The following is a 22,132-nucleotide window of genomic DNA, read 5'->3' as shown; positions in this document are numbered from 1 at the left end:
CGAACGACCGCGGAGGGGCCGCGCCGGCGCCGCCGTAGAATGAAGCAATGCGTGCTCGTTCGGCCCTCGTCTACACGGTGCTGCGATTGCTCGCCTTCCTCGTGCCCCTCGGCATCCTTCTGCTCTTCCCTGTCTTCCGGGAGCTGCCGTGGCTCGCCGCGATCTTCGCGGCGCTCATCGGCTTCAGCCTGTCGCTGCTGTTCCTGCGCCGTCCCCTTGAGAAGGTCACGGGCGGTCTCGCCGAGCGTCGTGCCCAGCGCGCGACGACGGGTCGCCGTTCCGGCGCCGACGCCGACGCCGACGCCGAGGACGCGGTGGTGGATGCCACCCGGCCCGACGACAGCGGCGATCACCGCCCCGCGGCGGGCTGAGGCCCGGCCTCCCGCGTCATCCGCGCGCGCTGCGACGCTGCCGGCGCAGCGGGGCCGTCAGCCCGCGAACGCCCAGAACAGCAGCGCGCCGTAGGCCACCGAGGTGAAGCTCGTCACCTGCAGGGCCGTGATGAGCTCGCGCGGCGTCCGGTACGTCCACACGATGAGGATCGCGGCCAGTCCGCCCAGCAGCGCGATCAGGGTGAGCCACGCGATCGGGTAGACGAACGCGAGGAACACGGCGATCGCGAAGGGGATGAGAACGAACAGCGTGAACAGCACCTGCGTGGGGCGCCGACCGATCAGCACCGACAGCGTGCGCTTGCCGGCGAGGCGGTCCTGGTCGATGTCGCGCAGGTTGTTGGCCAGCAGCACCGCGCACGCGAGCAGCCCCGCGGCCACCGCGCCGAACCACGCCTCCTGCGGCAGGGAGCGCACCTGCAGCCACGTCGTGCCGAGGGTCGCGACCAGGCCGAAGAACACGAACACGAACAGCTCGCCCATGGCGTTGTAACCGTACGGGCGCTTGCCGCCGGTGTAGAACCACGCCGCGACGATGCAGACCGCGCCGACGGCGAGGAGCCACCACTGTCCCGTGCGGATGACCAGGGCGAGGCCGATCACCGCGGCGAGCGCGAAGAACGCCAGGGCGACGAGCAGCACGGTGCGCGGCTTCGCCTTCTTGCCCCCGGTCAGTCGTCCGGGGCCCACGCGCACGTCGTCGGTGCCGCGTATGCCGTCGGAGTAGTCGTTGGCGTAGTTGACACCGATCTGCAGCGCGAAGGCGACCGCGAGGCAGGCGAGGGCGATCACCCAATGGAGCTGCTCGTCGACGAGCGTCGCCGCCCCCGTGCCGATGAGCACCGGCGTGATGGCGAGGGGCAGCGTGCGCAGGCGGGCCGCCGCGATCCAGTCGCGCGCGGTGGCCGGAGCCGCGGCCTGCGGGGCGCCCGCCTTCGCCTTCTGCGGGTTGCCGCCGGGTCGACGCTTCTTGGCCGGGTGCGAACGCTTGCGAGAGGGTGCTGCCACGGAGGGCAATCCTATGCCCGCGGGTCGTGCCCGAGCGCCGCGCGCAGGGCCGCGCGATCGGGCTTGCCCGACGACAGCGTCGGGAGCTCGGCGACGGCGACCACCCGCGCCGGGCGCGCGGGGGCGCCCACCGCCGCGCCGACCACGGCGCGCACCCGCTCGAGGACGGCGCCTTCGTCGTCGGGCCAGAGGCCCGGCACGACGACCGCGGATCCCTGGCCCCACTCGGCATCCGGGACGGGCACGACCACCGCTTCTTCGAGGCCGGCCACGCCACGGACGGCGGCCTCGACCCGATCGAGCGAGACGTTCACCCCGCCCGAGACGATGACGTTGTCGAGTCGCCCGGTCACCCGCAGCACGCCCTCGACGATCTCTCCCCCGTCGCCGGTGCGGTACCACCGGGTTCCGTCGGCGGCGGTGGGGAAGACGGATGCCGTGCGCTCGGGGTCGCCGAGGTAGCCCTCGGCGAGCATCGGTCCCGACAGTCGCACCTCGCCGTCGACGATGGTGACGTCGACGCCGTCGAGGGGCAGGCCGTCATACACGCATCCCCCGCTCGTCTCGCTCGATCCGTAGGTGCGGACGATCCGCGCTCCCAGGGCGTGCGCTCGCTCCGCGACCGCGGGGGCGAGGGCCTGCCCGCCGATGAGGATCGCCTCGAACGACCGCAGCGCATCGGTCACGGTGGCGTCGGTCTCGGCGGCATCCAGGAGTCGCTGCAACTGCGCCGGGACGAGCGAGGTGTACGTCGGGACGCGCGCACCGTTCTCGTGCGAGGCCATGCCGAGAGCAGCCGCGGCGAACGGCTCGGGGCGGAAGGGCCCCGCGACCACGGCCGGCTCGCGATCGGCGAGCAGGGCGCGCACGAGCACCTGGACGCCCGCAACGTACGTCGCCGGAACGGCGAGGAGCCACGCCCCCTCGCCGATGCGGGCGGCGGTCGCGTAGGCGCTCGCGATGAGGGCGTTGCGCGAGAGGATCACCGACTTCGGCACCCCGGTCGAACCGGAGGTGGTCACGACGACGGCGGTCCCCGACGGCACCTCGTCGACCCGTCCGCCCGCACCGAGCGCGACGGCCGGTCCCGCCCCGAGCACGGCGGCGCGCAGCGCGCGCAGGACGTCGCGCGGATCCTGGGATGCCGGCGCCTCGAGCCTCACGCGGCGGCCCCGGCGCTCAGTAGTGCCACGGCACGTCGGACCAGTCGGGCTCGCGCTTCTCGAGGAAGGAGTCGCGGCCCTCGACGGCCTCGTCGGTGCCGTAGGCGAGGCGCGTGGCCTCCCCGGCGAACAGCTGCTGGCCGACGAGCCCGTCGTCGACGGCGTTGAAGGCGTACTTGAGCATGCGGATCGCCGTGGGCGACTTGGTGAGGATCGTGCGGGCCATCGCCAGCGCCTCCCGCTCGAGCTCCGCGTGCGCGAAGACCCGGTTCACCGCCCCCATCTCGTAGGCGCGCTCGGCGGAGTACTCCTCGGCCAGGAAGAAGATCTCGCGGGCGAACTTCTGCCCGATCTGACGCGCGAAGTACGCGGAACCGTAGCCGGCGTCGAACGAGCCGACGTCGGCATCCGTCTGCTTGAAGCGACCGTGCTCGCGACTGGCGATCGACAGGTCGCAGACGACATTGAGGGAGTGGCCGCCGCCGGCCGCCCACCCGGGGACCACGGCGATGACGACCTTCGGCATGAAACGGATCAGGCGCTGCACCTCGAGGATGTGCAGGCGTCCCGCGCGGCCCGGGTCGTGAACGACGTGCTCTTCATGAGAGTACTTGTAGCCGTCGCGCCCGCGGATGCGCTGGTCGCCGCCCGAGCAGAACGCCCAGCCGCCGTCCTTCGGGCTGGGTCCGTTGCCGGTCAGCAGCACGACGCCGATGCGGTGGTCCTGCCGCGCGATGTCGAGGGCGCGGTACAGCTCGTCGACGGTGTGCGGGCGGAACGCGTTGCGCACCTCGGGGCGGTCGAACGCGATGCGCGCGACGCGACCGTCGTGGGTGACGTGGGCGGTGATGTCGGTGTAGTCCTCGGCGCCGGGCGCCAGGGTCCATTCCGCGGGGTCGAAGAGCTCGGAGACGGTCACGGTTTCAGCCTACGCGCGGCCGCTCGGCGACGGACGGGAACGAGGCGCACTGGACACCCTCCGGGCGGGCGTCGTAGCGTGGGCACCCCGACGATCGGAGCCATCATGACGAAGAAGGTGTCGATTTTTGGCCGCATCCGGGAGTACTTCCTGGGCGCACCCCCGCACGATGCGTCCGAGGACGCCCGCCGCTCGCTGAACCATCAGAGCGAGTCCGCGTACTACGCCGGTGAAGCCGCGAGAAACTGGACGGGCACGTCCGGCGGAGCGCAGTTCAAGCCGTAGCCGCCTCTTCCCTTTCAGGAGCCCGCGGCCGGTCCGGAGATGTAGCTCAGCGTCGTGTCATACGCGGAGGCGTTGCAGACCTGCTGCAAAGACGTGACGGGGCGTGGGGTTGCGACCGATGTCGGCGTCCTGAGCCCATTGCCCCATCCCTTGACGGTCCCGTCCGGCATGAGTGCGAACGCCATACCGTTGTTGACGGCGAGCTGCGTCGCCCCCGACAATCCCGCGAGAGGAACGGGACTCAGCGCACGGTCCCCCGAGAAGTTCGCGCCGAGGACGCCCGTGTAGTTGTCACCCCAGCCCCACGCGTTTCCGTTCTTGTCGAGGACGAACATCGTCGCGCTGTTCCAATCCACCGCGCCCATCCCGATCGTGATCGAGGCGATGTCGGACAACCCGGGAACCTGCACGGGCGACGTCTGTGCCGTCTGGCTGGTCGATCCCATACCGCTGTACCCGCGCACGCTACTGCCCCACATCCAGACCGTTCCGTCGGCCTTCAGGAACATCCCCCCGAGGGAGGGGCGCCCGACGATATCGACCACGTCCGTACCGTTCGCCTGCTGGGTGACGGGGATGGTGTCGACCGTCGAGCCGACTCCCGCGCGGCCGGCGATGAAGTTCCCCCCGAGCGCCCACGACGTGCCGTCGCTCTTGAGCGCGAACAGGCAGAAGGTCGTCGCAGAGATCTTCACCACGTCTGTCAGCCCGGGGACCGGGGCGGGCGTCCAGCGGTCGTTGGTGGTCCCGTCGCCCAACTGCCCGTGCGTGTTGCCGCCCCACGCCCAGACGGTCCCGTCTCGGCGCAGAACCCAGTACGTGCCGTTGAAATTCGTGCAGGCCGCAAGCGACACCACGTCGGAGACCCCGGTCTGCCGGGTGAACGCGCCGCCGGTGCGACGGTCACGGGCCCACAGGCTGCCGTCGGCGAGGATCGCGAAATGCCACGTCAGTGCCGACGCGTACTGGACCACGGGCGAGGGGAAGTTGAGGGGCATCTGGCTCTGTGAGAAAGAGCCGTTGCTCGTCGTGCACTGCACCAGGTTCGCCCCCACCACCGTGAAGGCCCCGAAGCCCGAGTCGCCACCGGACAGCGCGGTGATGGTGGCGGTGCTGCCCGGATAAGCCCAGTTGTCGTGCAGATCGAAGTCTGTCGCGTACTGTCCGGCTCCGTCTGTGGTGCCGTTGGGGGCGGCGATCGTCGAACCGGTCGGGCCGGTGAGCGATACCGCCTGACCGGCGCGGGGCTGCCCTTGGGCTGTCCGCACTGTCGTCGTGATGCGCGTGCCACCCGAGGCCGGGACCGTGTTGTCGGGGGACGTCACCGAGACGAGGGGCACCGTCGAGGTCGCGGCATGGGCGGGCACAGCCGCGGAAACCGCCACGACGGGCACCGACCATGCAGCAGTACCGATGAGTGCACGACGAGAAAGGACCGGGGCGGAATGGGTATCGAGTGCATTCGGCATGATCAGCTCCAGAGTCGACGACGTTGTTCTCCACCCTGCTTCGAAGAGGAGACCGCCACTCGAGCCGAGGGCCCTCAATTCACCCTTTGTGCGCCTTCTTTCATCCGGATTCGCGCGCATACATGCTCGACGCGCGGGCGACTCGCGTCAGGCGTTCTTGGCGTCGCGCCAGCGCAGCCAGCGCTCGACGAGCGAGTAGTCCCACTCGGGGCCCGAGAAACCGAGCGTGAACAGGCGGGTGCCGGCGTCGAACAGCGCGTCCGCGACGTCCTCGTCGCGGTCCTTGAGCTCGTTCGAGACGACGAGGTCGGACAGGTCGCGCTGCTCGGTCTCGGCCCACGTCCGGATGACGTCGAACTTGTGCGGCAGTTCGTCGGGCGCGACGAAGCTGTGCCAGATGTGGGCGTGACGGGCGACCATGCGCAACGTCTTCTGCTCGCCCTTGCCGCCGATCATGACGGGGATCTCGCGGGTGGGGGCGGGGTTGAGCTTCGACCAGCGCGCGGCGATGCGATCGAGGTCGGTCGCGAGGGCGTTCAGCCGCGAGCCCGCGGTGCCGAACTCGTAGCCGTACTCGTCGTAGTCGCGCTGGAACCAGCCCGAACCGGTGCCGAAGATGAAGCGACCGGCGTCGCCGCCCTTCTTGCTGATGTGGTCGACGGTGCGCGCCATGTCGGCCTGCAGGTCGGCGTTGCGGTAGCTGTTGCAGTTGACGAGGGCGCCGAACTCGACCCGCTCGGTCTGCTCGGCCCAGGCGGCCAGCATGGTCCACGCCTCGAAGTGCTCCCCGTCGGGGTCGCCGTAGAGCGGGAAGAAGTGGTCCCAGTTGAACAGGACGTCGACGCCCATCTCCTCGAGACGGAGGACGGCGTCGCGGATGTCGGAGTACTGCACGTGCTGCGGCTGGATCTGGACGCCGAGCCGCACCGGAGTGTCGAAGAGCATGGCGTCAGCCTATGCCCGTGCCCGGACGGCGGGACGGGTGGACGGCACGCTCGCGGCCACGTAGCGTGGAGAGGCCAGACGATCGGAGTCATCATGACGAAGAAGATGTCGAAGCTCTCGCGACTGCGGGATTACCTGTTCGGCCCGCGCCGCACGCGAGCGGAGTTCGAGGGGGCGATGGAGTCCCTCGACCACCAGCGGGATCTGTCGTCGTCATACAGCGACGAGCGGCAGAAATTCCTCCCCGGCGGGCCACCGGCCCCGAATCACCGCTGAGCGCCATGATGAGGGCATGAGCACCGTCGCCCTCCCCACGCTCGCCGACGTCCTCGCCACCGCGCGCGTCGTCTCGCTCCCCTTGGCTGCCCGCTTCCGCGGCATCCATGTCCGCGAGGCGGTCGTCTTCGAGGGGCCGGAGGGGTGGACGGAGTTCTCCCCGTTCGTCGAGTACGGCGACGACGAGGCGGCGACCTGGCTCGGCGCCGCCCTCGATTACGGGTGGTCCCCCTCTCCCCTCCCGGTCCGCGACCGCATCGGCGTCAACGCCACGATGCCGGCGGTGCCCGCGGGCCAGGTGCGCGGCATCCTGGAGCGCTACGACGGATGCCGAACGGTCAAGGTGAAGGTCGGCGAGGCCGGTCAGACCCTCGCTGACGACGTCGCGCGGGTGCGGGCGGTGCGCGAGAGCATGGGCCCCGAGGGGCGCGTGCGCATCGACGCCAACGCCGCGTGGAACGTCGACGAGGCCGAGAGAGCGGTGCACGCCCTCGCCGAGTTCGACCTGGAGTACGTCGAGCAGCCGTGCACCGAGGTCGACGAGCTCGCGCAGCTGCGGGAGCGCATCGCCTACCTCGACATCCCGATCGCCGCCGACGAGAGCGTCCGCAAGGCGGCCGATCCCCTGCGGGTCGCGCGCAGCGGGGCCGCCGATCTGCTCGTGATCAAGGCGCAGCCCCTCGGCGGCCTCCACGCGGCGCGCGAGATCGTGCGGCAGGCGGGGCTCCCGGTGGTCGTCTCGAGCGCGCTCGACACCTCGATCGGCCTGTCGATGGGGGCGGCTCTCGCGGCGTCGCTGCCGGAGCTGCCCTACGACTGCGGTCTGGGTACCGCGTCGCTGTTCACCGCCGACGTCGTGGCATCCCCCCTCGTCGCCCGGGACGGGATGCTGAGCCTGGAGCGTCCGCGCCCCTCCGGCGCCGACCTCGACCGCGTCGCCGCCGACGAGGAACGACGCGACTGGTGGATCGCGCGCCTGAGCCGGTGCTACGGGGTGCTCACTCGAGGATGAGCCGCACGAGCTGCTCGAGGCGCTCGCCGAGCGCGGCGCGGGTGTCCGTCGCGTTCTGACGCGTCATGAGCGCCGTCTCGGCGGTCGTCACCCACCCGGACAGCAGCAGTTCGGTCGCCATCTCGGCCGGAACGCGCAGCGAGAGCCCGCGCGCGTGGGCGATGTCGCGCACCAGCTGCGTCACGCTGACGCTCAACGCACGGTTCAGCGCGAGATACGCCTCCGCGAACTCCGGGCTGCGCAGCGCCTGCACGCGGATCTCTGCGGCGAGCAGCACGTCGAGCCGGTCGTCGCCGGCGACCTCGAGCACCTCCTGCACGAGCTGGAGGACCTCGCCCGTGGCATCCAGGCCGCGATCCTCGATCGAGGTGACGCGTTCGCGCACCATCGCGACGGTCACCTCGGCGGATCGCGCGCACAGTGCGAGGAAGAGCTCCTCCTTGGAGGCGAAGTTGGAGTAGAAGGCGCCGCGTGTGAATCCGGCGCGCTCGCAGATGGCCTCGACCGACGAGGCCTCGATGCCGATCTCGGCGAACATCTCGGCGGCGGCATCCATGAGACGGGTGCGCGTGTTCTCGCGACGGCGCGTCGTCGCGGGGGCGGAATCGCTCATCCGCTGCCTCTCTTTCTGGGGCGAAATCCAGGTTCGACCTCGCCCGCTCCGACTACGATACATTGATGTATCCGATACGGTGATGTATCGACCCGTTCACCGATCGTGGGAGCCGCCGTGTCGACATTCCTGTACACCCTGGGTCGCTGGTCGTTCCGCCACCCGTGGCGCGTCCTGACCGCGTGGCTGCTCGTGCTCGTTCTCGCCGGAGGCGGCGTCGCCCTGTTCGCCAAGGGCACCGACAACACCTTCACGATCCCGGGTACCGAGTCGCAGGCGGGCCTCGAGATGCTGGGCCGCACGTTCCCCCAGGTGAGCGGCGCGAGCGCCGAGATCATCGTCGTCTCGGCCGACGGGGCGAAGGTCACGGACCCGGCCTACCAGGACGCCGTGCAGAAGACCACGACCGACGTCGGCGGGCTCGACTTCGTCGAAGCCGTGACCGACCCCTACGACTCCCGCATCTCGGGCGGCATCTCCGACGATCAGCGCGCCGCGATCGTGCGCATCCAGTTCTCCGGCGAATCCACCGAGGTGCCCCAGGCCACCGAAGACGGACTCCGCGAGGCCGCCACCGCCCTCGGCGACGCCCTTCCCGCCGGCTCGCAGGCGGTGCTGGGCGGCCAGCTCTTCGCCACCGAGATCCCCGGCGCCTCCCTCACCGAAGCCCTCGGCGTGCTGATCGCCGCCCTCGTGCTGATGGTGACGTTCCGCTCGTTCCTCGTGGCCGGGATGCCGCTGGCCACCGCGATCCTCGGCGTCGCCCTCTCGATCGCGCTCATCTTCATCGCGACCGGATTCGCCACGGTGTCGTCGACGACGCCGCTGCTGGCGGTGATGCTGGGCCTGGCGGTCGGCATCGACTACGCCCTCTTCATCGTGTCGCGACATCAGGACCAGACGAGAGCCGGCATGGACCCCGAGGAGTCCACCGCGCGCGCCGTCGGCACCGCCGGCTCGGCCGTGGTCTTCGCCGGCATCACGGTGCTCATCGCTCTCATCGGCCTCGGCTTCGCCGGCATCCCCTTCCTCACCACCATGGGCATCGCCGCCTCCGTCGCGGTCGCGATCGCGGTGTGCGTCGGGCTGACCCTGACCCCGGCCTTCCTCGGGTTCGCCGGACAGCGCGTGGTCGGATGGGGTTACAAGCGCCCGAAGAAGCGCTCGCGCACGGCGACCGCCGAAGACGACGCCGCCGCCGCCGAAGAGGCCGCGGCCGAGAGCGTGCGTCGCGCCTCGACGGCGGCCGTGCGGGCCCAGCGCAACGGCCCCGCCAAGCGCTGGGTGGGCCTGGTCACCCGGCATCCGGTGGTCACCACCGTCGCCGTGATCGGCGTGCTCGGCGTCACGGCGATCCCCGCCGCCTCCCTCGCGCTGACCCTCCCCAACGCGGGACAGCTGCCCCAGGGCGACGAGGCCCGCGTCGCGTACGAGCTGACCGACGAGTACTTCGGTCCGGGCGCGAACGGCCCCCTCATCATGACGGGGACGATCGTCACCTCCAACGACCCGCTGAACCTCATGACCGACATCGGCGACGAGATCGCCAAGATCCCCGGCGTGGCCGAGGTGGCCCTGGCGACGCCGAACGAGACCGCCGACACCGGCATCGTGCAGATCGTCCCCGAAACGGCCCCCGACGACCCCCGCACCGCCGACCTCGTGCGCGAGCTGCGCGCCCAGGAGGACCGCCTGTACGACGAGTTCGGCGTGCGCCTGCTCGTCACCGGCTACACCGCGGTCACGATCGACATCTCCGATCAGCTGGGCGCCGCCCTCCTGCCCTTCGGCCTGTTCGTCGTGGGCCTGTCGCTCGTGCTGCTGATGATCGTGTTCCGCTCGATCTGGGTGCCGCTCACCGCCGCCGGCGGGTACCTGCTGTCGGTCGCCGCCTCGTTCGGCGTCGTCGCGGCCGTGTTCGAGTGGGGGTGGTTCGCCGACGCCCTGCACGTGGCCAAGGTCGGACCGATCATCAGCTTCATGCCCATCGTCGTGATGGGTGTGCTCTTCGGCCTCGCGATGGACTATCAGGTCTTCCTCGTCTCGCGCATGCGCGAGGACTACGTGCACGCGAAACGCGACGGACGCACGCCCCGCGAGGTGGCGCTCGGCGCGGTCCGCAGCGGCTTCTCGGCATCCGCCCGCGTCGTCGTGGCGGCGGCCGTGATCATGTTCGCGGTCTTCGTGGCGTTCGTCCCCGAGGGTGACTCGAGCCTGAAGCCCATCGCCCTGGGGCTCGCCGTCGGGGTCGCCGTCGACGCGTTCCTCGTGCGCATGACGCTCGTGCCGGCGATCCTTGCGCTGCTGGGCGCGAAGGCGTGGTGGATGCCGCGCTGGCTCGACCGCATCCTGCCCAAGCTCGACGTCGAGGGCGAGGCGGTCGAGCGGGAGGTGCACCTCACCGACTGGCCGGCCGAGCCCGCGATGGCGATCGCCGCCGACGATCTGCAGACATCCGTCTCGTCGGATGCCGAGGAGCCGGTGTTCCGCGACGTGTCGCTGCGCCTGGGCTACGGCGGCACGCTGCTGGTGACGGGAGAGACCCGCACCACGCGCACGCTCCTCCTCGCCCTCGCCGGTCGCCTGTCGAAGATCGAGGGCAAGCTCCGCGTCGACGGACTGCTGGTGCCCGAACGCGCCGGTGCCGTGCGCGCCCGCGTCGGTGTCGCCCTCCTCGACGACCCCTCCACCGCCGAGGCGGACGTGGCCCAGGCCGTCGCCCGCGGAACGCGCATCGTCGTCGTCTCCGACATCGACCGCCTCGACGACGACGCCCGCGACGACGTCGCGCATGTGCTCCGCCGCGCCGCGGTCGAGGCCCGCGAGCGGGCGGGAGACGCATCGTCGCCCTTCACGCTCGTCGTGTCGGCCCGCGACGAACGCCGCGCCCTCGCCCTGCTGTCGGAGGCGCACCGCCCCGACGTGGTCTCCCTGCCCCTGCCCACGCCGCGACGGCACCGCACCGAACCCGAAACCTTCGCCGATCTCTCCGAGGTGTTCGCATGACTCTCCCCGTCGAGCGCTCCCGCTCGCGCCGCCCCGTCACCTGGCTCACGCTCATCGGCGTGCTCCTGCTGCCCGCCGTGATCGGCGGCATCCTGGTCGGTGCGCTGTACAACCCCACCGACCGGCTCGAGAACATCACCGCCGCGATCGTCAACGACGACAAGGCGGTCGAACTGAACGGCCAGCTCGTCCCGCTCGGTCGACAGCTCACCGGCGGTCTCGTCAAGGGCGCCGACGACCAGTCGAGCAACATCGACTGGGTCATCTCGAACGACGAGGATGCCGCCGCAGGCCTCGCCGATGGAACGTACACGGCCGTCGTGACGATCCCTGAGAACTTCACGGCCGCCTCGCTCTCGACGCGGCCGGGCGAGACGCCGGTCAAGGCGACGATCGGCGTGCAGACGGCCCCGGACGCGCGCGTCGTCGATGGAGCCATCACCTCGGCGCTGGCCACCACCGCGACCAGCGTCTACGGCGGCGAGCTGTCGTCGCAGTACCTGAAGAACGTCTTCCTCGGCTTCACCACGCTGAGCGATCAGCTCGGCTCCGCCGCGAGCGGCGCGCACCAGCTGGCCGACGGGGCCTCGCAGGCCGCGACGGGGGCGGGCGACCTGCGCGACGGTCTCGGACAGCTCTCCACCGGAGCCGCGGGCGTCGCCGACGGGGCCGCTCAGATCGCGGCCGGGACCGGCCCGCTCGCCGACGGCGCCTCGAAGCTGGCCTCGGGGTCGACGGCCCTCGCGAGCGGAACGCGGGACGCCGCCGCGGGCGTGGACAAGCTCGCGACCGGGGCCGACGGCATCGCCGCCGGCAACCAGGAGCTCGCGACGCGGATCAACGGTCTCGCCGACCAGATCCCCCCGGGCTTCGCCGACGACGCGCAGAAGCTCGCCGACGCGGCCCCGCAGGTCAACAAGGCCCTGGTCGATGCGAACGACGCCCTGCAGAAGGCGGCGGCGGAGTGCACGGGAACACCGGAGCAGTGCCAGGCCCTGCGCGATGCGGCGGCCGCCGCCGCAGCCTCTCTCGGCCAGGCGACCGACACGGTCACGCGGATCGGCGATCTGGCCGGACAGGCCGCCCAGCTCCCCGCCGGCATCCGCGCCATCGCCGACGCCAACCAGCAGCTCGCCGACGGCGCGACCGGCCTCGCCGGCGGCGCCCGCGAGGCGGCGACCGGTCTCGGCACGCTCGCCGGCGGAATGGACGGCATCGCCACCGGTGCGACCCAGCTCGCCGACGGGACGACGAAGCTCGGCGCGGGCGCCGCGACCCTGAGTTCGGGCGCCGCGCAGCTGGCATCCGGGGCCTCCGGAGCCGAAGACGGCGCCGGCAAACTCGCCGACGGCGTGAGCCAGGTCGCGAGCGGCACCTCGTCGCTCGCCGACGGGCTGGACTCGGCCGTCGCGCAGCTGCCGACCTACACCGACAGCCAGGCGACCACGCTCGCCGACGTCGTGGCCGATCCGGTGTCGGCGACCGGCGCCGACGACTCGCTGTTCGGCCTCGCGGCCGTCCCCCTGTTGGCGATGGCCGTGCTGTGGTTCGGCGGGCTCGCCTCGTTCGTGGCGTTCCAGGCCGTGTCGGCGCGCGCCCTCACCAGCCGCCGCCCGTCGGCTCTCGTGGCCCTACGCGGCTTCGCCCCCGCAGCCCTCGTCGGCGCCGTGCAGGGTCTGCTGGTGGCCGGGGTGGTGCAGATCGCCTCGAAGTACGACTGGGGCGACTGGGCGATGTTCGCCCTCGTGTGCGTCGCGGCCGGCATCGCCTTCGCGGCCGTGCACCAGGCCCTGGTCGCGGTGTTCGGGGGCGCGGGTCGCTGGATCGCCGCCGTGATCGGGGCGCTGGCGCTGGGAGCGAGCATCGTTTCGACCGTGCCTCCGGCGCTGGCCGCCGCGGCATCCCTCCTGCCGACGGCTCCGGCGTACCAGGCGATGCTCGGCGCCCTGTCGTCGGCCGGTGGAGTCGGGGCCGGCCTCGCCGGATTCGTCGTGTGGGCCGTGCTGTCGCTGATCGTCACGACGCTGATCGTGGTGCGCCGCCGCACGACCTCCGCGAAGACCGCCGCCCAGCCCGCGTAGGTCCCGCAGGGTCGAGTGTCCACAACACCCGGACGAATTCCTCGAACGTCCGGGTGTTCTGGACACTCGCGCGCCTGACCACGCTCCCGCGTGCCCGGGCCGCGCGCCCGTGCCCCGCTCGACCCGCGCAGCCCGCCTCACCGCACCGCACCGCACCTCGAGTGTCCGAAACACCCGGACCTTCCGTCGAGCCGTCCGGGTGTTTCGGACACTCGTACGTGCCGGGGGCCGCCGGGCGCCCCGAGGACCGCGAGGCTCCTCCCCACGGCGGGATTTGTGCGCTGCGTCCACGGATGCCCGCGAAGGAGCGGCGGCCGACCGCCCCGATGCGGTGTCGTCGAAGGATGCGACGGCAGACCCTCCCGAACGAGCTCGGACCCGCATTCACCGTGCGCGAGGCGCGGAGCCTGGGTGTGCGGCGAGACAGGCTGACGGCTATGGATCTGAACGCCCCCTTCCACGGGCTTCGGGCGCGCGTCGACGCGGCGGCCGGGGACGTGGTGGCCCTCTGCCGGATCTACGAGCCGCGCCTGACCTCGGCGCAATTCTTCAGCCACACCACGGCGGCGATGCTGTGGGACCTCCCTCTGCCCGCCTCCTCCTCGGCGAACCTGCACGTCTCCGCTCGGCCGCCCGCGCGAGAGCCGCGAACCCGCGGAGTAACGGGGCACCGCGTCGATGTGCCGATCGAGTACCTTACGCTTCGCCACGGCCTGCCCGTGCCCACCCCGGCCGAAACCTGGGCTGAGCTGGGTGCGCTGCACCCCGTCGATCGACTCGTCGCCGTCGGCGACGCCATCCTCACGCGGAGGCTCGCGGAACACACCGACCTCCAGGAAGCTGCGCTGCGTCTCGCCCGTCGTGGAGTGAGCGATCTGCGCGAAGCGCTGCCTCTCCTGCGGGCGGGTGCGGAGTCGCCACGGGAGACGGTCGTACGTCTCATCCTCATGCGGGCGGGTCTGCCGGAGCCCGAGCTCAACCGCGACCTCCACGACGAGGACGGCAGCTTCATCGCGCGCCTGGATCTCGCCTATCCCGACTACCGCGTGGCCGTGGAGTACGACGGCCGGCAACACGCCGATCTCGCCCAGTTCCGACGGGATGCCGATCGCTGGCCGGCCATCGCCGCTCGTGGATGGCTTCTGGTCAGGGTCGTCGACCACCACCTCCTCGACCCCGCCAGGTGCGTCGTGGACCCAGTCGCCCGAGCCCTCCGCTCGCGCGGGTGGCGCCCCTGAAGACCCTCGATTGTCCAGAACACCCGGACCGGTTCGACTTCCGACCGGGTGTCTTGGACACTCGCACAGAGCACGCCCGGGCGGGGCAGAGCGCGCCCGCACGGCACAGAGCGCATCCGGGCGGAGCAGCACGCGCCCGGGCCGGGCGTCGACGCACGCGAGCAGAAAGGCCCGCCCGGCGACAGCCGGACGGGCCCGAGTCCCACGGGAAGGGGGGATTACGTCGTCAGGCCGCTGTAGGCGTGCAGGCCCTTGAAGAAGACGTTGACGATCGTGAAGTTGAACAGCACCGCGGTGAAGCCGATGATCGACAGCCACGCCGAGCGGGTGCCGCGCCAACCGCGGGTCGCGCGAGCGTGGATGTAACCGGCGTAGAGCACCCAGATGACGAAGGTCCAGACCTCTTTGGTGTCGAAGCCCCAGAAGCGGCCCCACGCGTCGTTGGCCCAGATCGAGCCGGCGATGAGGGTGAAGGTCCAGAAGATGAAGCCGACGATCGCAAAGCGGTAGGCCAGCGACTCGAGGGCGTCGGCGTTCGGAACCGTGCGCAGGAAGCCGCGCTTCGGCTCGGCATCCCCCGGGGCCTCGGCGAGCTTGCGCTCGCGACGGGTCTGGATGAGCTGCACGACCGAGAGCCCGAAAGCCAGAGCGAACAGCGCCGTCGCCAGGCTCGCGACGAACACGTGCACGACGAGCCACACCGACTTCAGCGGGTCGGCGAGCGGCACGACCTCCACGTGGAACGCCAGCGTCGCACCACCGAGCAGCAGCACGGCGAGGCCGGTCATGAGCGAGCCGAGGAAGCGCAGGTCGTAGCGGGTGAGCACGGCCAGGTACACCGCGATGATCAGCAGCAGCCCGGTCATGGCGAACTCGTACATGTTCGACCACGGCACGCGCTCGGCGGCGATTCCGCGCAGCACCGTCGCCACCAGGTGGAAGACGAACCCGAGCGCCGTGAGCACGGTGCCCAGGCGGGCCCAGAGGTAGCGCGGCTTAGCGGCGGAGGCACCGGATGCCGCCGACCCGCCGCCGGAGGAGATCACTCCCCCGCCGCCCGCGGTCACGAGCTCGCGCGCGACGACCTCGTCTTTCGCCTTGAGCGCGAGGTCGGAGCGGCGCGCCAGGTCGATCGCGTAGGCGATGAACGCCAGCACGTAGATGGCGACCGCCGTCCACACCAGGAGGAGGGAGATCTCGTCGAGGAGAAGCGGGTCGGTTCCGGGCATGGTCTCAGTCTACTTTTCCGGTGTCGGGGTGGCTCTGGCCGGGGGTCGGGGGAAGGGTCGCGCCGTGCTTCTCGGCGAGCTGGTCGACGGCCGCCGCGAGCGTCGGGTCCTCCCCGCGCGCGAGGCCCGCGTACTCGACGAGCACGGAGTCGCCCTGCGGGGTGGCCTTGACCCACATGCGGCGGCGCGGCACGAAGAGCGCGGCGAGCAGACCGAGCAGGGCCAGCAGGGCGAAGGAGAGCACCCATGGTCCCGCGAGGTCGCGGTGGATGGACAGGGAGGCGAAACGCTTGACCGACCCCTCGTACCCGACGGCTCCCGCGGGCGCCTCGTTCTCGAAGGTGATCGTGCCGAGGCCGTTCGGCAGGTCTTCCGTCTGGCCGGGCATGAGCTGGATGGCCGGGTTCCCGCTGTCTCCTCCGGCGATCTGCGTCATGCCCGAGGGGTCGAGCGTGTACACCGATCGGGGGGTGCCGTCGTCGATGCCGAGATCGCCCTCGTAGACGCGCAGCGTCAGCGTCGGGTACTCCAGCGCCCCGTAGGTGGAGGTCAGGGCGCCCGAGGGGAGCACGTCCATCGTCGGGTAGAAGAATCCGAGCAGGCCGAGCTGTTCGGGCAGGCCGTCGGCGACCTTGATGACGCCGAGCGAGGTCATGTTGGCATCCTGGGGCAGGAAGGCGACCGAGTCGTGGAACACCTCGTTGCCCTGGGCGTCGCGGATCGTCACGGTCGGGGCGTAGCCGTTGCCGAGCAGGTAGACGCGGTCGCCCTGCACGTCGAGCGGGTGGTTGACGCGCACCTCCCCGTCCTGCGGATCGGTACCGGGGGCCTGCGTCGTGACGTGCGCGACGAAATCGCCGGCCTGACCCGATCCGGGCTGCCCCGGGGGGACGTAGGTGACGTCGAACTTGTCGAGCGTCATCGAGTACGGCGTGAGGGTGTCGCCGCTGACGAAGCGACCCGGGTTGAACGAGGAGTAGTCGAGCAGGCTGTTCGCGAAGGCCTGCCCCTCGACGAGAACGCGCTGACCGGTGTAGGTGAATCCCCCGCCCACGCCGACGGCGATCAGCACGCCCACGAGCGCACCGTGGAAGAGCAGGTTCCCGGTCTCGCGCAGGTATCCGCGCTCGGCGGACACCGAGAACGATCCGCGCCCGTCGTAGCGCGCCACCCGGTAGCCGCTCTTGCGCAGCTGCGCGGCCGCGGACTCCACGGCGGCCGCCGCCACGGCATCGGCATCCGCATCCGCTTCACCCTCGACCGCGATCGTGCGGGAGCGGTGGTCGTCCAGGCGCGACAGACGCGCCGGCGTACGCGGCGGCTGCGAGCGCAGGGCCTTCCAGTGGTGCTTCGTGCGCGGCAGCACGCAGCCGATCAGCGAGATGAACAGCAGGAGGTAGATGGCCGAGAACCACGGCGAGGTGTAGACGTCGAACAGGCTCAGCTTGTCGAGCACCGGCGCGAGGTCGGGGTTATCGGTGAAGTACTGGGTGACGCCGTTCGGGTCGGCGCTGCGCTGCGGCACCAGCGAGCCGGGCACCGCGGCGATCGCGAGCAGGAGCAGCAGCACCAGGGCGGTGCGCATGCTGGTCAGCTGACGCCATCCCCAGCGCAGCCAGCCGACGACGCCCAGCTTCGGCTGGGTGACCTCGTCGGCGGAGCCGCTGTCGGCGTGGTCGGACGGACGCAGCGGGTCGGTCATCGTGTTCCCTCGATCAGAGCGGGAGTTGGACACCCTGGATCACCCCCTGCAGCACCGACATCCACTGGCCCCACAGGCCCGTGACCATGAGCAGGCCGAGGACGATCAGCAGCCCTCCGCCGATGAGGTTCACGACGCGGATGTGCCTGCGGACGAAAGACACCGACCGCGTGGCCCACCCGAGGCCCAGGGCGAGCAGGACGAACGGGATGCCGAGGCCGAGCGAGTACGCCAGTCCGAGCAGCGCCGCCCGGCCCGGGTCGCCCAGGTTGTACGACACCGAGAGGATCGCGGTCAGGGTGGGGCCGATGCACGGCGTCCAGCCGATGCCGAGGGCGATGCCCAGCAGCGGGGCGCCGATGAGCCCGAGGTTCGCGCGGGACTGCATGCGCACCGATCGCTGGGCGAGCCCGAACAGACCGATGAACACCAGCCCCATCAAGATGATGACCACGCCCATGACGCGCGTGATGACGTCGGCGTACTCGATGAAGAAGGCGCCGAGGGTGCCGCCCAGGACGTTGATCGCCATGAACACCGCCGTGAAACCGGCGATGAACAGCAGGGTCCCGCCGAGCAGCCGCCCGCGGCCGGGCCCGGATGCCGATCCCCCGCGGGGAGCGACGGCACCGCCGATGTAGCCCAGGTATCCCGGGACCAGCGGCAGCACGCACGGCGACAGGAAGGAGATGAGCCCCGCCGCGAGCGCGATGGGGACGGCCACCCACAGCGCCCCGTCGAAGACGAGAGCGCCCGGGTTCACGCGTTCTCCGCGACCAGCGTGCGCACGATCGCCTCGAGGATCGACGCCTCGGGGAGCTCGCCGACGATGCGGGCCGCGACGCGGCCCTGCTTGTCGAGCACGAGGGTGGTGGGGGTGGCGTTCAGCGGGGTCGCCTTGTTGAACGCGAGCTTCAGCTGCGCGTCGTCGACGGCCATCGCGCTGGAGTACGACACCTCGTGGTCGCGCGCGAACGACAGGGCCGTCGCGGGCTGGTCGTACGTGTTGATGCCGAGGAAGGCGACATCCTGACCCTGGAAGCTCTGGTAGGCCTGCTCGAGACGCGGAGCCTCGATGATGCACGGTCCGCACGTGGCGTACCAGAAGTTGACCACGAGCACCTTGCCCGCGAAGTCGGCGCTCGAGACGGGAGAGCCGTTGTCGAGTGTTCCCGAGAAGTCGACGGGTTCGCCGCGCTGGTCGGCCGCGATCTCCTTGGTCTGGAAGCCGTTGGCGGCGATGTAGCCCTTGTTGTCGCCGGCGCGGTACTGGTCGGCGAGAGGATCGGCACTGCAGGCGGACAGGCCCGCGATGAGCGCGACGGAGGCCAGGACGGCTCCGGCCGCGGTGAGGATTCGGCGCATCACACGGCTCCTACGTCGACGGCACCGGCGGTGGATGCCGGCGTTGCGTACGCCACCTCGACGAACCGCGGACCGCCGGCGCCCTCGCGCCGTTCGAAGCTCGTCACGCTCGACAGTTCGCAGCGGCGCTTGCGCGGGTCGTGGCGGGTGGGCTGGTGGGACAGGGCGAGGTGTGTCACCCAGATGGGCAGCTGGTGCGAGACGACGACGACGTCGCCCGAGGGCACGCGGTTCCAGGCGTCGTCCATCGCCGCGACCATGCGGGCGACGATGCGCTCGTACGGTTCGCCCCAGCTGGGCACGGCGGGGCGGCTCAGGTGACGCCAGTTCAGGGGGTTCGCGAGCGCCTGCTTCATGCGGCGGCCCTCGAAGACGTTGGTGGGCTCGATGACGCGATCGTCGATGAACGGCTCGGCGCCGAAGAGCTCGACGAAGGGTTCGGCCGACTCGCGCGTCCGCTGCAGGGGCGAGACCACGAGGGCGCTCACGGGACGCTCGAGGCCGTGGACGTACTCGGCCGCCTGCCGCGCCATGCGGCGCCCCTCGACGCTCAGACCGAAACCGGGGAGCCGACCGTACAGCACGCGACGGGGGTTGTAGACCTCTCCGTGGCGCACGAGATGAAGGCGATCGGCGGGCACGATCCCAGTCTAGGCGCGGGTTCTGTGGTCTGACTGAGTCCGGATGCCGGTTGCCTCGACGTGGAGATATCCCCCGCTCAGGCGTCCCGACGGGCCGCGAGCAACGACCTCACCCGCGAGTAGAGGAACCACGCGACGCCTACGCCGACCGCGGCGATGACGACGTACTGCAGGATCGAGGCGTACTCCTCCACGATGTGCCAGTTCTCGCCGAGCAGGTAGCCGGAGAGCACGAAGATCGTGTTCCAGATCAGGCTCCCCGCGCCGGTGAGCAGCCCGAAGCGCCACAGCGGCATCTTCGAGACGCCGGCCGGGATCGAGATGAGGCTGCGGAAGATCGGGATCATCCGACCGAAGAACACGGCCTTGCCGCCGTGGCGTTCGAACCAGGCGACGGTCCGGTCGACGTCTTCGGGATGCAGCAGCGGCATCTTGGCCGCGAACGCCCGCAGCCGCGCGGCGCCGAGCCAGCGTCCCAGCCCATAGAGCAGGAAGGCGCCGACGACGGAACCGACCGTGGTCCACAGCAGGGCCTCGATGAGGGTGAACGATCCGCGGCTGGCGGTGAGCCCGGCCATCGGGAGCACCACTTCGCTGGGGAGCGGGGGGAAGAGGTTCTCGAGGGCGATCGCGACGCCGGCGCCGACGGGCCCGATGACCTCCATGAGCGACACGGTCCAGTCGGCGAGCGAGGTCAGCCAGGACTGCTCCTCGGCGGAACCGGAGCCGGCCCGCAGCGGGGAGAGGGAGAGGGTGGTGTCGGTCATCGGGTGCCTTCGCGCTCGGTGATCGGCCGCCCGTCCAGGCGTCCTCGATCCAGGCTACGGCCCGGCCCGGCACGGTTCCTGGGGGTTGCCCCCGAGCGATTCAGGATGCCGAGAGCCCGGCGCCGACGAGGGCGGCGGCGACGAACCACACGGCGACCATGGTCGCGATCGCGACGAGGGGGACCCAGAACGCCAGGCGGTGGCGCACGAGACGGACGATGGCGGCGACGACGCCGATCACGAGGATCACCCACGGGGCGATGACGGCGGTCCAGAAGCCGGTGTTCATGAGCCCGGCGTCGCACGACTGCGTCGCGCAGGCCTGCGCGGCGGAGGCGAGGACCACCCCGGCGTAGGTCGCCACGAGCGCCAGCAGCGGCAGGAGCACGAGCAGGACGATGGTGAGGGCGACGTCCCACGGTCGCGCGGCACGCCCGCGGGGTTCCGGACGCAGCGTCCGGAACGACTCCGGGGGGAGGGAGAACGTCACGAGCGCCATCATAGGGACGGCGGGCGCGCCCCGCCCGCGGATCGACTCCGCACACGGCCGGCCGCACCGCGACGACCCCCGACGCGGAGCCGACGAGGGGCGCGCGACCGCCCGCACGTAGACTGGTCGATCGTGAGCGAACGCGTCCTGGTCAACCAGCTGAAATCCCTCCCCGCCGGCCCCGTCGAGGTGTCGGGATGGGTCGAAACCGTGCGCGATCAGAAGAAGGTGCAGTTCGTCGTCCTGCGCGACGAGACCGGCGCCGTGCAGCTGGTCAACCCGGCGACGCGCCCCGCCGAGGACGCCGGCGAGCAGGATGCCGCCGCCCTCGCCCTCACCGAGACGATCGGCGGCCTCGCGACCGGCACGTTCCTGACCGTGCGCGGCGAGCTCAAGCACGACGAGCGCGTCAAGCTCGGCGGCGTCGAGATCAAGGTCGGCGAGCTGGTGGTCGCCGCCGCGGCCAACCCCGAGACGCCCATCGCCGCCGACAGCAGCCCCGACAAGCGCATGGACTGGCGCTTCCTCGACCTGCGCCAGCGCCGCAACAACCTCATCTTCCGCGTGCAGACCACGCTCGAGCACGCCATGCGCACCTACTGGGTCGAGCGCGACTACATCGAGGTGCACTCCCCCAAGCTCATGGCCTCCCCCTCGGAGTCCAACGCCGAGCTGTTCGAGGTGCCCTACTTCGAGGACAAGACCGCCTACCTCGCGCAGAGCCCGCAGTTCTTCAAGCAGATGGCGCAGGTCGCCGGCTTCGGCAAGATCTTCGAGATCGCCCCGGCCTTCCGCGCCGACCCGTCGTTCACCAGCCGTCACGCGACCGAGTTCACCTCGATCGACGCCGAGATCAGCTGGATCGACTCGCACGAAGACGTCGCCCGCATGCAGGAGGAGCTCCTGCAGACCGCCTTCCAGGCCGTCGCCGACAAGCACGGGGCCGAGATCCAGGAGCTGTTCGGCATCGAGGTTCAGGTTCCGACGCTCCCGTTCCCCCGCATCCCGCTCGCCGAGGCGCGCGAGATCGTCGCCGCCCGCGGCTACGAGATCCCCCGCACCGACGGCGACCTCGACCCCGAGGGCGAGCGCCAGATCGCCGCGCACGTCGCCGAGACGTACGGACACCAGTTCGTCTTCATCACCGACTACCACCCCGAGATCCGCGCGTTTTACCACATGCGCGACGAGGAGACCGGGCTGACCAAGTCGTACGACCTGCTGTTCAACGGCGTCGAGATCACCACCGGCGCGCAGCGCGAGCACCGCGTCGACGTCCTCGTCGAGCAGGCCAAGGAGAAGGGGCTCGACCCCGAGCACCTCGACTTCTACCTGGACTTCTTCCGCTTCGGCGCTCCCCCGCACGGCGGTTTCGGCATGGGTCTCGCGCGCGTGCTCATGCTGCTGCTCGGCGAGTCGTCGATCCGCGAGGTCACCTACCTCTTCCGCGGCCCGACGCGCCTGGCTCCGTAAGGTTCGGTCCGGCGACGCCCGGGGTTCACTCCCCGGGCGTTCGCATGTCATCCGGGGC

Annotated in this window: 21 protein-coding genes; 8 read left to right on the top strand and 13 right to left on the bottom strand. The window is 71.0% G+C overall.

Annotated features, from left to right (window positions below):
• The first annotated feature begins 47 nt into the window (after positions 1-47).
• On the top strand, positions 48-371 hold the full coding sequence (locus FB047_RS12730; RefSeq protein WP_136587584.1) for a DUF4229 domain-containing protein: 324 nt from the start codon (positions 48-50) through the stop codon (positions 369-371).
• 57 nt (positions 372-428) lie between these two features.
• On the opposite strand, the gene FB047_RS12725 is transcribed toward FB047_RS12730, so the two are convergent.
• The 3 genes from FB047_RS12725 to FB047_RS12715 are packed head-to-tail and all read right to left on the bottom strand — an operon-like array spanning position 429 to position 3,482.
• Positions 429-1,400, bottom strand: coding sequence for a 1,4-dihydroxy-2-naphthoate polyprenyltransferase (locus FB047_RS12725; RefSeq protein ID WP_136587583.1), 972 nt, complete (start codon positions 1,398-1,400; stop codon positions 429-431).
• An 11-nt stretch (positions 1,401-1,411) separates the two neighbouring features.
• Positions 1,412-2,563, bottom strand: coding sequence for an AMP-binding protein (locus FB047_RS12720; RefSeq protein WP_136587582.1), 1,152 nt, complete (start codon positions 2,561-2,563; stop codon positions 1,412-1,414).
• Between the two features lie 16 nt (positions 2,564-2,579).
• A complete protein-coding gene (locus FB047_RS12715; protein WP_136587581.1) occupies positions 2,580-3,482 on the bottom strand; it encodes a 1,4-dihydroxy-2-naphthoyl-CoA synthase in 903 nt (300 codons plus the stop codon).
• Between the two features lie 105 nt (positions 3,483-3,587).
• On the opposite strand from FB047_RS12715, the gene FB047_RS12710 reads away from it, so the two are divergent.
• Positions 3,588-3,767, top strand: coding sequence for a hypothetical protein (locus tag FB047_RS12710; RefSeq protein ID WP_136587580.1), 180 nt, complete (start codon positions 3,588-3,590; stop codon positions 3,765-3,767).
• Between the two features lie 14 nt (positions 3,768-3,781).
• Here FB047_RS12710 and FB047_RS12705 read toward each other — a convergent pair whose 3' ends face one another.
• A complete protein-coding gene (locus FB047_RS12705; RefSeq protein ID WP_136587579.1) occupies positions 3,782-5,356 on the bottom strand; it encodes an RCC1 domain-containing protein in 1,575 nt (524 codons plus the stop codon).
• A gap of 27 nt (positions 5,357-5,383) precedes the next feature.
• Positions 5,384-6,181 (bottom strand): LLM class F420-dependent oxidoreductase, encoded by a 798-nt coding sequence (locus FB047_RS12700; RefSeq protein ID WP_136587578.1) that lies wholly within the window; start codon positions 6,179-6,181, stop codon positions 5,384-5,386.
• A 93-nt stretch (positions 6,182-6,274) separates the two neighbouring features.
• Here FB047_RS12700 and FB047_RS12695 point away from each other — a divergent pair, with 93 nt between their 5' ends.
• Together FB047_RS12695 and FB047_RS12690 are read left to right on the top strand one after the other, a co-directional pair.
• Positions 6,275-6,457: a hypothetical protein gene (locus FB047_RS12695; RefSeq protein WP_136587577.1), complete on the top strand. Its 183-nt coding sequence runs from the start codon at positions 6,275-6,277 to the stop codon at positions 6,455-6,457.
• Between the two features lie 16 nt (positions 6,458-6,473).
• Positions 6,474-7,469, top strand: coding sequence for an o-succinylbenzoate synthase (locus tag FB047_RS12690; RefSeq protein WP_136587576.1), 996 nt, complete (start codon positions 6,474-6,476; stop codon positions 7,467-7,469).
• Here FB047_RS12690 and FB047_RS12685 read toward each other — a convergent pair.
• Positions 7,456-8,082 carry a TetR/AcrR family transcriptional regulator gene (locus FB047_RS12685; RefSeq protein WP_136587575.1) on the bottom strand — a complete coding sequence of 209 codons (627 nt, stop codon included), beginning with the start codon at positions 8,080-8,082 and terminating at the stop codon, positions 7,456-7,458. The two genes, FB047_RS12690 and FB047_RS12685, sit on opposite strands and share 14 nt — an antisense overlap.
• Before the next feature lie 117 nt (positions 8,083-8,199).
• Between FB047_RS12685 and FB047_RS12680 the strand changes: the two genes are divergently transcribed.
• The 3 genes from FB047_RS12680 (at position 8,200) to FB047_RS12670 (ending at position 14,407) form a co-directional block, all read left to right on the top strand.
• Positions 8,200-11,088, top strand: coding sequence for an MMPL family transporter (locus FB047_RS12680; RefSeq protein ID WP_136587574.1), 2,889 nt, complete (start codon positions 8,200-8,202; stop codon positions 11,086-11,088).
• Complete coding sequence (locus FB047_RS12675; RefSeq protein ID WP_136587573.1) at positions 11,085-13,169, top strand: YhgE/Pip domain-containing protein; 2,085 nt, start codon at positions 11,085-11,087, stop codon at positions 13,167-13,169. Before FB047_RS12680 ends, FB047_RS12675 begins: the two co-directional genes overlap by 4 nt.
• Before the next feature lie 437 nt (positions 13,170-13,606).
• Positions 13,607-14,407, top strand: a complete 801-nt coding sequence (locus FB047_RS12670) for an endonuclease domain-containing protein (RefSeq protein ID WP_136587572.1) — start codon at positions 13,607-13,609, stop codon at positions 14,405-14,407.
• Between the two features lie 218 nt (positions 14,408-14,625).
• Here the strand turns inward: FB047_RS12670 and ccsB are convergent, their stop codons facing one another.
• From ccsB to FB047_RS12635, 7 genes are all read right to left on the bottom strand, one after another.
• Positions 14,626-15,636, bottom strand: coding sequence for a c-type cytochrome biogenesis protein CcsB (ccsB, locus tag FB047_RS12665; RefSeq protein ID WP_136587571.1), 1,011 nt, complete (start codon positions 15,634-15,636; stop codon positions 14,626-14,628).
• 4 nt (positions 15,637-15,640) lie between these two features.
• Positions 15,641-17,338: a cytochrome c biogenesis protein ResB gene (gene resB / locus FB047_RS12660; RefSeq protein WP_136587570.1), complete on the bottom strand. Its 1,698-nt coding sequence runs from the start codon at positions 17,336-17,338 to the stop codon at positions 15,641-15,643.
• Positions 17,339-17,351: 13 nt separating this feature from the next.
• A complete protein-coding gene (locus tag FB047_RS12655) occupies positions 17,352-18,101 on the bottom strand; it encodes a cytochrome c biogenesis CcdA family protein (protein ID WP_136587569.1) in 750 nt (249 codons plus the stop codon).
• Positions 18,098-18,703: a TlpA family protein disulfide reductase gene (locus FB047_RS12650; protein ID WP_136587568.1), complete on the bottom strand. Its 606-nt coding sequence runs from the start codon at positions 18,701-18,703 to the stop codon at positions 18,098-18,100. Before FB047_RS12650 ends, FB047_RS12655 begins: the two co-directional genes overlap by 4 nt.
• On the bottom strand, positions 18,703-19,344 hold the full coding sequence (locus FB047_RS12645; RefSeq protein ID WP_136587567.1) for a histidine phosphatase family protein: 642 nt from the start codon (positions 19,342-19,344) through the stop codon (positions 18,703-18,705). Before FB047_RS12645 ends, FB047_RS12650 begins: the two co-directional genes overlap by 1 nt.
• A gap of 77 nt (positions 19,345-19,421) precedes the next feature.
• Positions 19,422-20,111 (bottom strand): DedA family protein, encoded by a 690-nt coding sequence (locus FB047_RS12640; RefSeq protein WP_136587566.1) that lies wholly within the window; start codon positions 20,109-20,111, stop codon positions 19,422-19,424.
• A 100-nt stretch (positions 20,112-20,211) separates the two neighbouring features.
• Positions 20,212-20,601 carry a DUF6264 family protein gene (locus tag FB047_RS12635; RefSeq protein ID WP_136587565.1) on the bottom strand — a complete coding sequence of 130 codons (390 nt, stop codon included), beginning with the start codon at positions 20,599-20,601 and terminating at the stop codon, positions 20,212-20,214.
• Positions 20,602-20,733: 132 nt separating this feature from the next.
• Here FB047_RS12635 and aspS point away from each other — a divergent pair, with 132 nt between their 5' ends.
• Complete coding sequence (gene aspS / locus FB047_RS12630; protein ID WP_136587564.1) at positions 20,734-22,074, top strand: aspartate--tRNA(Asn) ligase; 1,341 nt, start codon at positions 20,734-20,736, stop codon at positions 22,072-22,074.
• Positions 22,075-22,132 lie beyond the last annotated feature (58 nt).

Source organism: Microbacterium hydrothermale, assembly GCF_004854025.1.
Lineage (GTDB): Bacteria > Actinomycetota > Actinomycetes > Actinomycetales > Microbacteriaceae > Microbacterium > Microbacterium hydrothermale.
This window is presented reverse-complemented; position numbering and strand designations above follow the sequence as displayed.